Genomic DNA, 15,564 nt, shown 5'->3' on the forward strand with positions numbered 1-15,564 from the left:
CAGTTGCGAGAGGTCACGTTAGTGTCATGAGTTGGAGAGCGAAAGCCCTGGGCGGGTCTTTGGCCGCCCTGTTCCTTGTGGGCGCCGCCGCCGCTGATAACGCCGATCGGTACGAGGCGGAAGAGGTGTCGACATCGCGCGCGACGGGGGATCCATTCTGCGAAGGGCCGTCCCCGCGCATTCACGTCACCGTCGACAATATCAACAAGCGGGACGGTCAGATCGTGGCCGACCTGCATGATGACGTGCCCGAACATTTCCTGAAGAAGGGAAACAAGCTGGCGCGCGTGCGGGTGCCCGCCGACGCGGCCTATGTGCAATTCTGTTTCTCGGGCCTCGAGCCGGGAACCTATGGCGTCGGGATCTATCACGATGTCAATGGAAACCGCGATTTCGACAAGAATTTCATTGGCTTGCCCGCCGAGCCCTGGGGGCTGTCCACCAATCCGGGTTTCAAACCGCGCGCGCCGCAGCTGGACGATGCCGATTTTGAAGCCGGTCCGGGGCAGACCGCGATCACCATTTCGCTGAAGAAGTAAACGGCGCGCTGCGGTCGACACTGGCCGCCCGTCTACATAAAACAGTCACGATTTTGCCTTCGGGGACGGACCAATGCTGGGTTTTGATGCCTGGAAACGTCAGGACTACCTGCTGAACCGCATGACTATGCGCGACCTCGTGCGCGCCTATGTCACCTATCCGGGGGTGCAGATCTATCTGGTCCTGATCGCCATTTTCACCGCCGGGGTCTTCTTCGTGAACCCCGATCCGTTGCGGGTGGCGCTGTCGGTTGGCGCGGCCGTGGCGGTCTATTCGCTGGCCTGGTACCTGATCCACCGCTTCATTCTGCACAGCCGCCTGCTCTACAAGTCGCAATTCACGGCGGCCCTGTGGAAGCGCGTGCACTACGATCATCACCGTTATCCGAACGATATGGGCGTGCTGTTCGGCGGTCTGCACACCACGATCCCGACGATTCTGGCCATCACGTTTCCGATCGGCTGGCTGATCGGCGGGGCGGCCGGCGCGCTCTCCGCCGCCGCGACGGGCATGGCGGTGACCTGCGTCTATGAATTTTTCCATTGCACGCAGCACCTGTCCTTCAATCCGAAATCGGCGTTCATGAAGCGGATCAAGGCGCAGCATCTGGCGCATCATTTTCATGATGAGTCCGGCAATTACGGCATCATCGATTTCAGCTGGGACCGTTTCTTCGGAACGCACTATCCGGAGATGTCGGACCGCCCGCGCAGCGCCACGGCGCGCAATCTGGGCTATGACGCCGCCGAGGCGGAGCGCTATCCCTGGGTGGCGGAACTGAGCGGCGACCGGCCTGCGCGCGACCATGCTTCAGAAAACGCCTGATCCGTCCCTGACGATATCGCGGGTGGAAACCTCGTCCGCTCTGGACGACTTCATCCGCGCGCCCTGGCGCGTCTATGCGGACGATCCGGCTTGGCGCGCGCCGCTCTTGTTCGAACGCAAACAGCACCTCTCCCCCAAATCAAACCCGGCCATGGCGCGGCTGGAGCACGCCATGTGGGTGGCCCGCCGCGGCGGAGAGCCGGTCGGCCGCATCAGCGCGCAGATCGATCCGCTGGCCGAGGCGCATCAGGGTTCCGGCCTTGGCCATTTCGGCTTCATCGAAGGCATTGATTCAGAGAGCGTCTTTGACGGCCTGTTCGGCGCGGCGGAAGCCTGGCTGCGCGAACGCGGGGCCAATCGCGTTCAGGGGCCTTTCAACTGGACCATTAATCAGGAATGCGGCCTGCTGGTGGACGGGTTCGACACCCCGCCCCAGATCATGATGCCCCATGGCCGGCCCTATTATGGCGGGCATCTGGACCGGCTTGGCTATGCCAAGGCCGCCGATACGTTCGCTTTCCTTTATCGCGGAGAGGGGCACGACACCCCCACAATGCGCCGGGCGGTTGCGGCCGCGAAAAAGCATGAAGGTCTGACCGTCCGTCCGCTGAACATGAAGCGGTTCGATGAGGAAGTCCGCAACGCCCTGACGATATTCAACGGCGCATGGGCCGGGAACTGGGGCTTCATCCCGTTCACGGACGAGGAAATTGACCACGCAATCAGTGAAATGCGCCCGCTTCTGACCGCCGATATGGGGCGTATCGCAGAGTTGAATGGCGAGCCTGTCGGATTCGCCATCCTGTTGCCGAACGTCAATGAGCTGGCGCGCGGCCTGAATGGCCGGCTTCTTCCTTTCGGCTGGTCGAAACTGCTTTACCGCCTGAAGGTGAAAGGGCCGCGCAGCGTTCGCCTGCCGTTGTTCGGCGTTCACGCAGATCACCTGAACACCCGCTTCGGCTCCCTGGTGACCTTCTATCTGCTGCAGGAGATCGCCGACGCTTTTGTCGAGCAGGGGTTTGACGAGGTCGAGATGTCCTGGGTTCTGGAAAAGAACACTGCGCTCTGCCGGATCAACGAACATTTCGGCGCGCCCGCCTATAAAACCTACCGCATTTATGAGAAGGCGCTGCCGTGAGCGAAGACGACACATCCCGGCAGGGCTGGACGGCGCTGGTTCTGGCCGGCGCGCGTCCCGGCGACCCTCTGGCCGCCGCCGAGGGGCTGGCCGCCAAGCATTTTGCGGAGATCGGCGGGACCAGCCTGATCGCCCGCGTGCTGGGCGCGATCGACCAGACCCCATGGATTGACCGGGTGATTGTCGCCGCCGACGCCGCCACGCCCCCGGAGGCGCTGGAAAGCCTGACGTCCAAACCGTTATCGGTGGTCGGAACGGCGGACGGCGCGCCCGCCACGGCGCTGGATGTGCTGAACAGCGAAGCCGGCGCGCCGCCCCTGGTCGTGACCACGTCCGACAATGCCCTGCTTACCCCGGCCATTCTGAAGCATTTCATCGCTGCGGCGCATGATGAAAATATTGATCTGGCTGTCGGGCTGGCGGATTCCCGCACCATCCGCTCGCGCTATCCGGACGTTCAGCGCACCTATCTGAAATTCCGCGGCGGCGCCTATTCCGGCTGCAATCTTTTCGCGGCGATAACGCCTGAAGCGGGCCGGGTGTTCACGTTCTGGAAACAGGCCGAGGCGCTGCGCAAATCGCCGGTCAAGCTGGCCCGGCTTTTCGGGGTTCGCGCCCTTTTCCTCTATGTCGCCGGCCTGCTGACGCTGGATCAGGCGTTCGCGCTGGCTTCCCGCAAGCTGGCCGTAAAGGCGCGGCCAATCCTGATCCCCTACGCCGAAGCCGCCATCGACGTGGACAAACCGTCTGATCTGGAACTCGCCCGGCGGATCGCCGCGGGGAAGGCGTGAGCGGCGGCGTTGAGGCTACGGGCTCCTTCCGCCGCCTCCTGAAGCATTTCGCCATGCTGGGCGGCGGCAAGACCGCTGCGGGTCTGACTGGGCTTGTCTATCTGGCCATCGCCGCAAAGGCGCTGGGCGCGCAACAGCTGGGCGTTCTGGTCCTGATCCACGCCTATGCGCTGGCCTTTGCGGAACTGGTTTCCTTCAAGTCCTGGCAGGCGGTGATCCGCTACGGCGCGGATGATATTTCCCGCAATCGTCCCGGCGCGTTCCAGCGATTGCTGCGTGTCTGCTTCGCGGCCGACGCCGCCGGGGCCATACTGTCGACGGCGCTGGCCGCGGGGCTGGCTTTCGTTCTGGCGCCCATCGCCGGATTGCCGCCTGAAACCGCGCCGCTTCTGGCGCTCTACAGCCTGGTCAATCTTTTCACATTGAAGGCCGCCGCAACGGGCGTGCTGCGTCTTTACGACCGGTTCGATTTACTGGCGATGCAGGCGCAGTTGACGCCGCTGATCCGGCTGGCCGGCGCCATCATTGCCGCGGCGCTGGGCTGGGGGCTCACCGGTTTCGTGATCGTCTGGTTCATTGGCGCGGCCGCCGCCGGGTTGGCGCTGCCGCTTCTGGGCGCGCGGGAGCTGGCGCGGCAGGGGCGCTGGGGCGGCATCGCCACGGGCGGCCGGGACGCGCGGCATGACGGCCTCTGGCGCTTCATGATTTTTGCCAACGGCGCCAGCACGGTGAAGCTCAGCGGCACCCATATTCCGCCGTTGCTGGTCGGCGGCGTTCTGGGGCCGGCCGCCGCGGGTCTCTACAAGGTGGCGTTCGAGGTCGCCAATGCGCTTATCAAGGGCGCGCAACTGGCCGAACAGGTCATCTATCCGGAGCTGGCGCGCCTGATCAGCGCCGGCCGCCTTGGCCGGGCTGCGCGCCTTCTGCCCCGCGCCAGCCTGACCGGCTTTGCGGCTGGGACGCTGTTCACGATCATTCTGTGGTTCTTTGGCGAGCCTGTTCTGGCCCGCGTGTTCAGCGAAGAGTTTGGCGAGGCGCGCATGCTGTTGATCTGGCTGGCCGCCTCAGGGGCGCTGGCCGCCGCCGCATCGCCGTTCGAGCCCACGCTCTACGCCTTCGGCAAGCCGCAAATGGTGCTTGGCGCGCAGGCAGTATCCGCGGCCACGCGCATTCTCGCCATGCTCCTGCTTCTGAACCTGATCGGGCTGACCGGGGCGGGGCTGGCGGCTTTTATTGCCCGCGGCGTCACGCTCGGCGTCATGGTGGCCGCCTGTATTGCCCTGTTCCGGGGGCGGCGGCATGACAAGGCCGGCGCCTAGGATTTGCGGGTGAAGAAAGCGGCGAAGATCGCCTGCGCTTCTTCAGATCCCACCCGTCGGCCGACGGCGCGGAATTCCTCGGCCACGCGGGCGTCCAGCGGCTCGGGCTCCCGGCGCATCAGCCGCTTGGTTTCCACCAGAGACTCGCGCGGCTTGGCGGCCAGCGCCGCCGCCATGGCCGCTGCCCGCGCCAGCGCGCCGCCGGTTTCCGTCACTTCATTGATCAGACCGTATTCCAGCAGTTTCGCCGCCTCCGCGGCTTCCGCGCCCAGCAACAATTCGGCGGCGCGCACGCGGCCCAGTTGTTGGACCAGGATTTGCGAGGAGCCAGCCTCCGGCGCGATGCCCAGATCGACAAACGGAAACCGGAAGCGCGCGCTCTGGCCGGCATAGATGAAATCGGCGTGCAGCAGCATGGTCGCGCCAAAGCCGATGGCGTCGCCCTCCACCGCGGCCACAAGCGGCTTCTTTAACGCCATCAGGGCCCGTACGGCGTTGGCGCTGGGATTGTAGTCCGGCTCGTGCAGGCGGCCGAGATCGGCGCCCGCCCCGGATATGAAGTCGCCGATATCGTTGCCGGCGCAGAACGTGTCCCCTGACGCGCTCAACAGAAGCACTCCGATGTCGGGGCTGTCGTTCACCGCGTTGCAGGCCTCCGCGATGGCGTTGTACATCGCGCCTGTCAGAGCGTTTTTCTTGGCCGGGCGGTCTATGGTCAGGCGGGCGACCCCGTCCGCAACGTCAAACTGCATCGGCGTGTCGGGCGGGATATCGGCTTTGATGGTCATCAGGATTCCTGTTCTTCGCTGAATTGCGGCGCGCGGCGTTCCTTAAAGGCCAGAAACCCTTCCGCGAAGGAAGGTCCGGCAAAGGCCTTGGCGAAGGCGCGGCGCGATTCTTCGTCCTCGCCCCGGGCCTGCGCCTGTTTCACGAAGCGTTTCATGGCGGTGATGGTGAAGGGCGACAGGCTGGCGATACGGTCAGCGTGCGCGGTCACGGCCTCCTCCAGCGCCTCCGGCGCGATCACCTCATCAACCAGCCCGAACGCTTTGGCGTCCGCTGCATCGTACACGCTGGCCGTGAACAGCATCGACTTGGCGCGGGATACGCCAACCGCGTCGATCAGGCGTTTGGTATCATCCACCGTATAGAGCAGGCCCAGCTTCGCCGGTGTCACCCCCAGCTTGGCGGTGGTGTCGGCAAAGCGGTAATCACAGGCTAGCGCCAGCCCGCAACCGCCGCCAATACATGCGCCCCGGATCATCGCCAGAACGGGATGCGGGAAGTCCGCCACCGCCTGCATGGCCCGGCTGAACGTCGCCGCATAGTCCGCCGCGCCGGCCTCATCCCCGATCAGCGCCCCCATTTCAGCGATGTCCGCCCCCGCCGCGAATGAATCGCCTTCGCCGCTGACAATCAGAACTCGCAGCCCCTCCATCCGCCGCGCCTCGCCTGTCAGGTCCGCGATGGCGCGCCACATGCGCGCATTGGCGGCGTTCTTTTTCGCTGCCCGGTTCAGGGTCAGGCGGGCAATGGGACCCTCTCGCGTCAGGCGCACGGGCGATGTGTCGGGTTCAGGATTCACGGACGGCTTTCAGTATTTCTATGGAGGGTAGGGCTTGCTAGGTAGCGTATCCCGAATATCGAGAAGAGGGCAGGATAGGACGATGAGCGATCTCGGCAAACTTCTGGAAAATAACCGCCGCTGGGCGGATGGCATCAAGACCGACGACCCGGAATATTTCCTGCGGCTGTCGCGGCAGCAGCGCCCGGACATTCTGTGGATTGGCTGCGCCGACAGCCGCGTGCCGGCCAACCAGATCATCGATCTGCCGCCGGGCGAGGTGTTTGTTCACCGCAATATCGCCAATGTTATCGTCCCGACCGACCTGAACTGCCTGTCGGTGCTGCAATTCGCGGTGCAGGTGCTGGAGGTCTCCGACGTGATCATTGTCGGCCATTATGGATGCGGCGGCATTGCAGCGGCGCTGGAAGACGCTGACCACGGCCTGATCGATAACTGGCTGGAGCATATCAAGGACGTGCGCCGCCGCCACGCCGACGAACTGGAATCGCTGGAGGGTGAAGCGCGTCAGGACCGGCTGGTGGAGTTGAACGTCATGACCGGGGTGGACCGGGTCTGCGCCACCACCATCGTCAAGAAAGCCTGGCGGCAGGGGCAGAACCTGACCGTGCATGGCTGGGTCTATTCTCTCAAGGACGGCCTGGTGAAGCCGCTCGGCTCGCGGAAGGCGGGTCAGCCGCCGGCGCTCACCTCTTTCTGACCGGCTCCAGGAAACGTCATTGCGAAGGCCCGGACTGCGAAGTCCGGGTTTTTTTCTGCGTGGGACTCTTGTCAAACCGTCCAGACGGTATACATGCACCGCACAAATACCGTCCAGACGGTACAGTTTTTGTGACAGGAGTATCCGGTCTTTGTCAGACATCGTTGAAATCGCCGAAAAACGCTCGACCCGCGACATCATTCTGGATGCCGCCGAGACTATCGTGGCCGATGAAGGCTCCGGGCGACTGACCATCGACGCGGTGGTCAGGAAGAGCGGCTTTTCCAAGGGCGGCGTGCTCTACAATTTCCCCAGCAAGGCCGCCCTGATCGAGGGCATGGTCGAGCGCATGGCCTGCTCCATCCGCGAGGATGCGCTTCATGCCGCGGACGAGGCCGAAAAGACCGATTGCGCGGTTCTCATGGCGCTTCTGGAGAACATCCTGAACAAGGATGAGGAGAAAATGCGCGTTCGCATGGGTCTCCTCGCCGCCCTTGCCGAGCAGCCTGAGCTGATCGGGACGGTCCGCAAGAATATTGAGCAGATCAAGGAACAGGTCGCGGCTCATACCAGTGACATCGAAATGGCGTACCTGATGTTCCTGGCGGCCGATGGAATGCGCCTGTCGCGCATGATGGGCCTGGAAATTCTTACCCCCGAAGAACGTGAGCGCGTGGAAAAACGCATGCTCAAGATTACCAAGGAGATCTCGCGATGACCCGCCCCCTGATCGCATGGATTGGCCTGGCCGCCGCCATTCTGGTCGCCGGCTGTAGCGGGGAGGCCGCCCAGGAGCCGGAAATCGTCAAGACCGCGCAGATCGAGACCGTGGAAACGGCCTCGAAAGGCCTGACTCGAGAGTTTGTCGGCCGCGTTGAGGCGCGGATCGCCATCGACGTCACGATGCGGGTCGGCGGCCGGCTTCAGGAATTCCCGGTCGAGGAGGGTGATCGCGTCAGCAAGGGCGACCTGATCGCGCGTCTTGAAGTACAGGATTACAATCGCGCAGTGCGCGAGGCGCAGGTTCGGGTGGAGCAGACTCGCACCGATCTCGTGCGCGCACGGGAGCTTTTTGAACAGAACGCGACCCCGAAAGCACAGCTGGACAGCGCGCAAACCGCCTATGATCTGGCGGTTGTGGCGCTGGATCAGGCCCGTCAGAACCTTGAATATGCTCGCTTCACCGCGCCGTTTGATGGTCTGGTGACCCGGAAATATGTCGATAATTACACTCAGGTGGATGCGGGAACCCCGATCGCGCGGCTGCAGGATACGGGCGAATTGCGCGTCGCGATCCAGGTTCCTGAGGATCTTATCGCGACGGTTTCGGCTGATTCCGTGGCCATGTACGCGACGTTTCCGTTCGCGCCGGACCGTCAATTCCCGCTGGAATACCGCGAATTGATCGCCGAACCGGACCAGGCCTCGCTCACCTACAAGGTGATGATGGCCCTGCCGGAGGGCGTTCCCGCGTCGATTCTGCCCGGAATGACGGCCGATGTCGTCGCCAATGTCGCCATGAAAGGCCCGGTTTCCGGGGCGGTTCGCGTCCCTGTCGCGGCTCTGGACGACACGCCGGAGGGCGATTTCGTGGTCTGGACCTATGACGCGGCCTCCGGCGCAGTGGCGCCCCGGCCAGTCAAGCCGTCGCGTCTCGACAATGGCGGCGTGCTGGTGACAGAGGGGCTGCAAGCGGGCGAGCAAATCGTCACCGCCGGCGTGGCGGGTTTGCAGGAAGGCATGCGGGTGCGCCCGCTCGGCGACGAACTGGACTGAATTCATGCGTTTCAATCTCGCGCGCCTGTCGATCGAGAAGCCGCTTCTCGCTTGGCTGATTATCCTTTTCTGCCTGCTGGGCGGCATCTGGGCCTTTCTTACGATCGGTCGCCTGGAAGACCCGGCCTTCACCATCAAGAACGCCGTCATCGTGACGCAGTATCCCGGCGCGACGGCCGAGGAGGTGGAGCAGGAAGTCACAGAACCGCTGGAGATCGCGCTGCAGCAGATGGATCAGCTCAAGCGCATGGAATCGGAATCAGCGCCGGGCCGGTCCGAAATCCAGGTTGAGATGCTGGACCAGTATCGTGATGACGAGCTGGAACAGGTCTGGGACGATCTCCGCAAACGCATGCGCGACGCTTCGGCCTTCCTGCCCCCCGGCGCCAGCGAGCCCTTCGTCATTGATGATTTCGGTGATGTTTACGGCATTTTCTACGCGATCACGGCCCCGGGCTATTCCGACGCCCAGAAGCGTGATCTCGCCAAGATGCTCAGACGGGAGCTGTCGCTGGTTGACGGCGTCGCGCGGGTGGAGACGGCCGGGCTCGAAGACGAGCGCATCTATGTCGAAATTCCGCAGGGCCGCCTTGCCCGTCTGAACCTGCCCTTTCCGGCGGTGCTGCAGGCCATTTCAAACGAGAACGAAGTGGTTTCCGCCGGCGAAGCGCCGATGGGCGAACGCTTGCTGCGCATCTCCGTGCCGCAGAGCATCGACGGCGTGGCGGCGCTGGAGAACTTGCTGATCGCGCCGGCCAATTCAGGGGATACGATCCGGCTGGGCGATATTGCGACCGTGACCCGGGCGCATGTCGAACGCCCCGATCAGTTTATCTATCACAACAATCAGCGCGCCTTCACGGTGGCCGTCGCCGGTCTGCCGTCCGCCAATATTGTCGATGTCGGTCACGCGGTCGAGGCGAAGCTGGACCAGCTTGCCCCGCGGATCCCGGTCGGCGTGGATATCCACCCGATCTATGAGCAGCATCAGGTGGTTCAGGAATCGCTCAACGGCTTCCTCGTGAACCTGGCCCTGTCGCTCGCCATCGTGGTCGGAATGCTGTGCGTGTTCATGGGTTGGCGCGCGGGCCTGTCCGTCGGCACGGTCCTGCTTCTGACCATTTCAGGGACCATCTTTTTCATGAAGCTCGGCGGGTTGGAGATGCAGCGCATCTCTCTGGGCGCGCTGATCATCGCCATGGGCATGCTGGTCGATAACGCCATCGTGGTGGTGGAAGGCATACAGACCGGCGTGCAGCGCGGCGAAGGCCGGAAGGAAGCGGCCGAGGACGCGGTGTCCGCCACGCAGTGGCCGCTGCTTGGCGCGACCGTCATCGGGATCATGGCGTTCTCCGGCATCGGCCTTTCGCCGGATGTGACGGGCGAATTCCTGTTCTCCCTGTTCGCGGTGATCCTGATTTCCCTGATGCTCAGCTGGGTGCTGGCGATCACGGTCGCCCCGCTTGTGTCCTACACCCTGTTCAAGTCAAACCGGGGCAACCCGACCGACCCCTATGGCGGCCGCGTATTCGGCCTCTATCGCCGCATTCTGGGAACCACGCTGCGCGCCCGGTGGATAACGCTGGCCGTCCTGCTGGTCGTTACAGTGACCAGCTACTGGGCGTTCGGGTTTGTGAAGCAATCCTTCTTCCCCAATTCCAACACGCCGATCTTTTATGTCGACGTGGTGCAGCCTCAGGGCGCCGACATCCTCGACGTGAATGAGGACCTGCAGGAAATGGGCGCCTATGTCGCAGAACTGGAAAATGTTCTGGCCGTCGACATGTTCGTGGGGGCTGGCGCAACCCGTTTCATGCTGACCTACGCGCCGGAACAGCCCAACACCGCCTATGGCCAGTTGATCGTTCGGACCGCCGACCGCAATGAAATTCCCCCGCTCGCCAACCAGATCGAGAAGCATCTGGAGGAAAACTGGCCGGGCGCGGAAATTCGCGTGAATCGCATTGTCTTCGGTCCGCCCTCCGGCGCGGATCTGGAAGCGCGCTTCTCAGGCCCGGATGCGGATGTGCTGCGCGCCCTGGCGGACGAGGCGATGGCAAGCGTGGAGCGCGAGGCGAATGTCACCGAAGTCCGCACAACATGGCGTAACCGCGCGCCGGTCATCATCCCCGAAATCAACGAATCCCGCGCCCGGACGCTGGGCGTTGCGCGGGAAGACATCGCGCAGGCCGTCAGCTTCGCCACCACGGGCGAGACGGTGGGCCTGTATCGTGAGAAAGACCGCCTGATCCCCATCGTCGCCCGCGCTCCGGTCGCTGAACGCAATGAAGCCGATGCCCTGGCCGACCGCCTGATCTGGAGTCCGGGCCGGAATTCTTACGTCTCGATGGATGATCTTGTCAGCGCGTTCGAGGTGGAAGCCGAGGAGACTCTGATTCAGCGCTATAACCGGGTCCGCACGATCACGGTGCAGGCGCAGTCCCGCCAGAGTGAGACCGCGGCCACAGCGTTCGAGCGTTTCCGCCCGGCGATCGAGTCGGTCGAATTGCCGCCCGGCTATACGCTGGAATGGGGCGGCGAGTTTGAAGCCTCTATGGAGGCGAATGAATCACTCGGGGCGCAGCTTCCGGTCAGCTTCATCGTTATGTTGCTGGTCTCGCTGCTGCTGTTCCTGAAGGTGCGTCAGCCGCTCATTGTCTGGCTGATCGTGCCGATGTCGCTGGTCGGCGTGGTGATCGGCCTTCTGACCACCAACACCGCTTTCAGCTTCACGGCCCTTCTGGGCTTCCTGTCCCTGTCGGGCATGCTGATCAAGAACGCCATTGTCCTGATTGACGAGATCGATGTCCGCATCGATCGCGGCGATGACCGGTGGGAGGCCTTGCGTGACGGCTCGGTCAGCCGCCTGCGGCCTGTTCTTCTGGCGGCCGGCACGACGATCCTCGGCATGACTCCTCTGCTCACCGACGCCTTCTTCCGCGGCATGGCGGTGACAATCATTGGCGGTCTCGCCTTCGCGACGGTCTTGACCATGGTGGCGGCGCCGCTGCTCTATTCGCTGTTCTTCGGCATCAAGCCGCCGAACCGCCGTCAATCTCAAGCGGCCGCCGGATCAGTTTCCGCGCCGGCCGCCCGATAGATCAGGAACAGCCTTCGACATATTGAATGCTCGGCCCGCCGGCGTGGATCATGTGGATCTCGCCCGAGGGATTGACCTGATAGCGGATGCCGCGCGCATCGGGGTCCTGCACATAGTCCGCGCTCGTATTACCCGATTGCCAGACGGTGAAGTCCTGCGCTTCGGGATTATATTTGCCCGGCGTGACGACCGCGCCGTCGCCATAGGCTTCGCGGATGGTCTCCGGGCCATCGCCCAATCCGATTCCGGCATCCGTTTCCACGACGGAGTTGCGGGCCAGGGAAATGCGGCTGAGGACGCCATTCTCCATCATTACCAGAATGCCGTCCGGGGCGTCGGCGGGATGAAATTGATCGCAGACTTCCGGCTCCGGCCCGCCGACCGCGCCGGGATTGTCGTCCGGACCCGCCGCCTCATTCACCTCCTCCAGCGTCATGCCGATGCGCAGCGGTCCAAGACCGTCGCCGGTCAGGGCGGCGTTTTCGAAGCCTTCGGTTTCAGACGCCGGTTCGGCCGCGGGCGGCGTGGGGGCGGTGGTTTCGTTTTCGGCTTCGGGCATTTGTGCTGGCAGAGCGGTTTCTTCCCCGGCGGCGGGCGCTTCGCCGGAATCGGGCGTGTCATTCGCCCCGCAGGATGCGAGGGCGATCGAGGCAAGCAGGGCTGCTGTGCGTGTCATGTCAGACTCCGGCAATTCGATGCGCCGCAAACCGGCGCGCGCCGGTCAAAGACGCGTGCGCAGGCTCAAGAGTTCCGGGAAAAATGACTTATCCAGCGCCTTGGCCAGATAGCTGACGCCCGACGTTCCGCCGGTTCCGGTCTTGTAGCCGATGATGCGCTCCACGGTTTTCAGATGCGCGAACCGCCATTGCTGGAACCGGTATTCCAGATCGACCAGTTTCTCGGCCAGTTCATAGAGATCCCAGTGGGTCTCGGGATCGCGGTAGATTTTCAGCCAGGCGTCTTCGACCCCTTCGCTGAATTCGTGCGAGTCGGCGAGGGGGCGGCTCAGAACCATCTCCGGAATATCGAAACCGCGCCGCGCCAGCAGGGCCAGCGCCTCGCCATAGAGCGAGGGCGCCTCCAGCGCGGCCTTGAGACGGGCATGGATTTCCGGGTTGCCTTCGTGCGGTTTCAGCATCCGGGCGTCCTTGGCTCCCATCAGGAATTCCAGTTCACGATACTGGAAAGACTGGAAGCCGGAGCTTTGGCCCAGGGACGGGCGGATTTTCGCGTAGTCGGCCGGCGTCATGGTGGCCAGCACGTCCCAGGACTGGATCAGCTGGGTCTGGATGCGCGCCACACGGGCGATCATCTTGAAGGCCGGGCCGAGCACGTCTTTCCTGATCTGGTCGCGCGCGGCGCGAAGCTCGTGCGAGGACAGTTTCATCCATAGCTCGGTGGCCTGATGGATGGTGATGAAAAGAAGCTCATCATGCTCGCCGGACAGCGGGGCTTGCGCGGTCAGAATCTTGTCGAGCTGCAGATAATCCCCGTAGCTGAGGTCCGGGCGCTCGTGAAACGTAAGGTCGTCGCTCATCGCCCTTTATCCCTTCAGGTAACCGCCGCGCGCTCGGCGAAACGGGGTTCGCGCCACTCGCCGGTTTCCATCACTTCGGCCAGATGCGCGGCCGCGTCATGGACGTCGACGAAGCGCGTATAGAGCGGGGTGAAGCCAAAGCGAAGAATGTCCGGATCGCGGAAATCGCCGATCACGCCCCGCGCAATGATCGCCTGCATGATGGCGTAGCCGTCCTTGTGCCGCAGGCTGACCTGGCTGCCGCGCCATTCGGAATCGCGGGCGCAGCCCAGCTCGAATTCCTCTCCGCAGCGTTCCTCCACCAGCTGGATGAACAGATCGCCCAGCCTCCGGCTCTTGGCGCGGATATCGGCCATGTCCACGCCGTCAAACGTCTTCAGACCCTCCTCCAGCGCCGTCAGCGCCAGGATGGAGGGGGAGGAGCACATGGCCCGCCGAACGCCGCTGGCCGGCGCGTAATCGTCCACGAACTCGAACGGCTTTGCATGGCCCAGCCATCCCGAAAGCGGCGTGTGGAAATCGTCCAGATGCCGCTTGGCGATGAACAGGAAGCCCGGCGCGCCCGGTCCGCCATTGAGATATTTATAGCCGCACCCCACCGCCAGGTCGCAGCGCGCGGCCTGCAGGTCCAGCTCCACCGCGCCCGTCGAATGGCTGAGGTCCCACAGCGTCAGCGCCCCGGCGTCATGCGCCGCCTTCGTCATCGCCTGCATGTCGAACAGCGCGCCGGTCTTGTAGTGGGCATGGGTCAGCAGGAGGAGGGCGACATCGTCATCCAGCGCCTCCGGGATGTTCTCCCGCGCCACGGCCCGCACCTCCACGCCGTCATGAAATTCGGCCAGGCCCTGCAGCATGTAGAGATCGGTCGGGAAATTGCCGGTCTCGGTGACGATCACCTTGCGCCCGGGCCGCATTTTCAGGGCCGCGGCCGCCAGCTTGTAGATATTGATGGAAACCGTGTCGGCGACCAGAACCTCTTCCGGCGCGGCCCCGATCAGCGGCGCGACCTTCGCGCCCAGATCCAGCGGCATGTCCATCCAGCCATGCTTGTTCCAGCTGGAAATCAGGTCTTCGCCCCATTCGCGCTCGACCATTTCCTTCATCCGGGCCGGCGTCGCGGCGGGCAGCACGCCCAGTGAGTTGCCGTCCAGATAGATCAGGCCGTCGGGAATGGAGAAGCGGTCGCGCGCAAAGGCCAGCGCGTCATCCGCGTCCATCTGCTCGAAATCGGCGCGGGTCAGGCTCATACAGGCTCCGGCAGGCCAAGATCGCGGAAGACTTCATTGGTGATGGCGTCGAAGCGTTCGATATAGAATCCGAAGTGGTCTTCGATTTCCGCGCGGTGTTTCGGTTCCATCTCGGTCTCGTAGCGTTTCAGGACGCCCTTGTTGAATTCCGGGACGTCTTCCTTTTTCGGCGCCGCCTCGTCGATGCGGGAAAGGGCGTCTTCCGTGCCGGCGAAATGGGCCAGTTCGCGCGCCAGGATGTCCGGGTGCTGGGCCACCAGCATGAAGGGCACGGGCATGACGTTCGGCGTTTCCAGCCATTCCATCGTCTTGCCGATCTGCTTGCGCAGCACGCGGATCGCGTCGTCCATATGGTGCAGCGTGGCGAAGAAGGACTCCTTGCCATTCTCGCGGTCGCGCACCCCGGCGTCCAGCAGGGCCAGCGCGCTGTCCCGCGGATCGCGGAAAGACGCCGTCGCCTTGATCCGCCCGGCCCAGATTTCCTGCGCCGTATAGGCATGCAGGGTGGAATGGGTTTTCACCGGCAGCAGCTCGTCATCCGGCCAGCGGTCGCGCGCCAGTTCGATATATTCGCGGTCCACATCGGGCTGGAAAGCGGCCTTGCGGTCTTCCGGCATCCGCTCGTCCAGACGCCGCCATATCGGGGAGCCCGCCCCCTCCGCCAGATTGGTCAGCGTAAAGAAGACAAAAGTGCTGGCCGATTTGGGCAGGCCGTAAGAAATCAAAATCATACCAAGCGCTTATGTCTGTTGCGGGGCGAAAAGCCTTTGACGGCGGGCCGACCGCTCTCTAGGACGGACCGGCGTTCATGACAATATCGGAGCGGCAAATGTCCAAGGAACTGGCGGCGGTTGAACTGGCTAAGGAACTGGCCCGGATGGAAGGCGTGCTGCAGCCCGACGGCACATGGACGCGCAAGGATCCGCGCATGTTGTTCAATTATTACAGCCGCGCCGTGAAGAAGGTTTTCGCCTTCGATCCCGACACCCTGGACGAGGACGAATAG

Annotated in this window: 16 protein-coding genes; 10 read left to right on the forward strand and 6 right to left on the reverse strand. The window is 63.6% G+C overall.

Going from position 1 to position 15,564, the window contains the following annotated elements:
• Positions 1-26: 26 nt before the first annotated feature.
• The 5 genes from L338_RS12880 to L338_RS12900 all read left to right on the forward strand — a co-directional run bounded on the left by L338_RS12880 (position 27) and on the right by L338_RS12900 (position 4,613).
• Positions 27-539, forward strand: a complete 513-nt coding sequence (locus tag L338_RS12880; protein ID WP_152485901.1) for a DUF2141 domain-containing protein — start codon at positions 27-29, stop codon at positions 537-539.
• Between the two features lie 73 nt (positions 540-612).
• Positions 613-1,365 carry a sterol desaturase family protein gene (locus L338_RS12885; RefSeq protein ID WP_022698807.1) on the forward strand — a complete coding sequence of 251 codons (753 nt, stop codon included), beginning with the start codon at positions 613-615 and terminating at the stop codon, positions 1,363-1,365.
• On the forward strand, positions 1,346-2,503 hold the full coding sequence (locus L338_RS12890; protein ID WP_022698808.1) for a hypothetical protein: 1,158 nt from the start codon (positions 1,346-1,348) through the stop codon (positions 2,501-2,503). Before L338_RS12885 ends, L338_RS12890 begins: the two co-directional genes overlap by 20 nt.
• Positions 2,500-3,294: a GTP--adenosylcobinamide-phosphate guanylyltransferase gene (locus L338_RS12895; protein WP_022698809.1), complete on the forward strand. Its 795-nt coding sequence runs from the start codon at positions 2,500-2,502 to the stop codon at positions 3,292-3,294. The genes L338_RS12890 and L338_RS12895 overlap by 4 nt, the downstream gene beginning before the upstream one ends.
• On the forward strand, positions 3,291-4,613 hold the full coding sequence (locus L338_RS12900; RefSeq protein WP_022698810.1) for a lipopolysaccharide biosynthesis protein: 1,323 nt from the start codon (positions 3,291-3,293) through the stop codon (positions 4,611-4,613). The genes L338_RS12895 and L338_RS12900 overlap by 4 nt, the downstream gene beginning before the upstream one ends.
• Here the strand turns inward: L338_RS12900 and L338_RS12905 are convergent.
• Together L338_RS12905 and L338_RS12910 are read right to left on the reverse strand one after the other, a co-directional pair.
• Entirely contained in the window at positions 4,610-5,401 is a 792-nt protein-coding gene (locus L338_RS12905) for an enoyl-CoA hydratase/isomerase family protein (protein WP_022698811.1), read from the reverse strand. The two genes, L338_RS12900 and L338_RS12905, sit on opposite strands and share 4 nt — an antisense overlap.
• Positions 5,401-6,198 carry an enoyl-CoA hydratase/isomerase family protein gene (locus L338_RS12910; protein ID WP_081639627.1) on the reverse strand — a complete coding sequence of 266 codons (798 nt, stop codon included), beginning with the start codon at positions 6,196-6,198 and terminating at the stop codon, positions 5,401-5,403. Before L338_RS12910 ends, L338_RS12905 begins: the two co-directional genes overlap by 1 nt.
• Positions 6,199-6,280: 82 nt before the next feature.
• Between L338_RS12910 and can the strand changes: the two genes are divergently transcribed.
• The 4 genes from can to L338_RS12930 all read left to right on the forward strand — a co-directional run bounded on the left by can (position 6,281) and on the right by L338_RS12930 (position 11,774).
• Positions 6,281-6,898 carry a carbonate dehydratase gene (gene can / locus L338_RS12915; RefSeq protein WP_022698813.1) on the forward strand — a complete coding sequence of 206 codons (618 nt, stop codon included), beginning with the start codon at positions 6,281-6,283 and terminating at the stop codon, positions 6,896-6,898.
• 151 nt (positions 6,899-7,049) lie between these two features.
• The gene (locus L338_RS12920; RefSeq protein WP_022698814.1) at positions 7,050-7,616 is read left to right on the forward strand and encodes a TetR/AcrR family transcriptional regulator; all 567 of its coding nucleotides are present in this window, start codon (positions 7,050-7,052) and stop codon (positions 7,614-7,616) included.
• Entirely contained in the window at positions 7,613-8,674 is a 1,062-nt protein-coding gene (locus tag L338_RS12925) for an efflux RND transporter periplasmic adaptor subunit (RefSeq protein ID WP_022698815.1), read from the forward strand. Before L338_RS12920 ends, L338_RS12925 begins: the two co-directional genes overlap by 4 nt.
• A 4-nt stretch (positions 8,675-8,678) precedes the next feature.
• Positions 8,679-11,774: an efflux RND transporter permease subunit gene (locus L338_RS12930; RefSeq protein ID WP_022698816.1), complete on the forward strand. Its 3,096-nt coding sequence runs from the start codon at positions 8,679-8,681 to the stop codon at positions 11,772-11,774.
• A 1-nt stretch (position 11,775) separates the two neighbouring features.
• Here L338_RS12930 and L338_RS12935 read toward each other — a convergent pair whose 3' ends face one another.
• From L338_RS12935 to L338_RS12950, 4 genes are read right to left on the reverse strand one after another with little or no spacing between them, the layout of a single operon-like run.
• A complete protein-coding gene (locus tag L338_RS12935; protein WP_022698817.1) occupies positions 11,776-12,450 on the reverse strand; it encodes a hypothetical protein in 675 nt (224 codons plus the stop codon).
• A 45-nt stretch (positions 12,451-12,495) separates the two neighbouring features.
• Entirely contained in the window at positions 12,496-13,311 is an 816-nt protein-coding gene (gene kynA, locus L338_RS12940; RefSeq protein WP_022698818.1) for a tryptophan 2,3-dioxygenase, read from the reverse strand.
• A 14-nt stretch (positions 13,312-13,325) separates the two neighbouring features.
• Positions 13,326-14,558: a kynureninase gene (kynU, locus tag L338_RS12945; RefSeq protein WP_022698819.1), complete on the reverse strand. Its 1,233-nt coding sequence runs from the start codon at positions 14,556-14,558 to the stop codon at positions 13,326-13,328.
• A complete protein-coding gene (locus tag L338_RS12950) occupies positions 14,555-15,289 on the reverse strand; it encodes a hypothetical protein (protein ID WP_022698820.1) in 735 nt (244 codons plus the stop codon). Before L338_RS12950 ends, kynU begins: the two co-directional genes overlap by 4 nt.
• Before the next feature lie 98 nt (positions 15,290-15,387).
• On the opposite strand from L338_RS12950, the gene L338_RS17640 reads away from it, so the two are divergent.
• Positions 15,388-15,564, forward strand: a complete 177-nt coding sequence (locus tag L338_RS17640) for a hypothetical protein (RefSeq protein WP_022698821.1) — start codon at positions 15,388-15,390, stop codon at positions 15,562-15,564.

This window comes from Euryhalocaulis caribicus (assembly GCF_000412185.1).
Taxonomy (GTDB): Bacteria; Pseudomonadota; Alphaproteobacteria; order Caulobacterales; family Maricaulaceae; genus Euryhalocaulis; species Euryhalocaulis caribicus.

Excerpts from the sequence above, each read along its gene's own strand:
- L338_RS12880 (WP_152485901.1), top strand. The coding sequence starts at position 27 with ATGAGTTGGAGAGCGAAAGCCCTGGGCGGGTCTTTGGCCGCCCTGTTC.
- L338_RS12885 (WP_022698807.1), top strand. The coding sequence starts at position 613 with ATGCTGGGTTTTGATGCCTGGAAACGTCAGGACTACCTGCTGAACCGC.
- L338_RS12890 (WP_022698808.1), top strand. The coding sequence starts at position 1,346 with ATGCTTCAGAAAACGCCTGATCCGTCCCTGACGATATCGCGGGTGGAA.
- L338_RS12905 (WP_022698811.1), bottom strand. The coding sequence starts at position 5,401 with ATGACCATCAAAGCCGATATCCCGCCCGACACGCCGATGCAGTTTGAC.
- can (WP_022698813.1), top strand. The coding sequence starts at position 6,281 with ATGAGCGATCTCGGCAAACTTCTGGAAAATAACCGCCGCTGGGCGGAT.
- L338_RS12925 (WP_022698815.1), top strand. The coding sequence starts at position 7,613 with ATGACCCGCCCCCTGATCGCATGGATTGGCCTGGCCGCCGCCATTCTG.
- L338_RS12930 (WP_022698816.1), top strand. The coding sequence starts at position 8,679 with ATGCGTTTCAATCTCGCGCGCCTGTCGATCGAGAAGCCGCTTCTCGCT.
- L338_RS12935 (WP_022698817.1), bottom strand. The coding sequence starts at position 12,450 with ATGACACGCACAGCAGCCCTGCTTGCCTCGATCGCCCTCGCATCCTGC.
- kynA (WP_022698818.1), bottom strand. The coding sequence starts at position 13,311 with ATGAGCGACGACCTTACGTTTCACGAGCGCCCGGACCTCAGCTACGGG.
- kynU (WP_022698819.1), bottom strand. The coding sequence starts at position 14,558 with ATGAGCCTGACCCGCGCCGATTTCGAGCAGATGGACGCGGATGACGCG.
- L338_RS12950 (WP_022698820.1), bottom strand. The coding sequence starts at position 15,289 with ATGATTTTGATTTCTTACGGCCTGCCCAAATCGGCCAGCACTTTTGTC.
- L338_RS17640 (WP_022698821.1), top strand. The coding sequence starts at position 15,388 with ATGTCCAAGGAACTGGCGGCGGTTGAACTGGCTAAGGAACTGGCCCGG.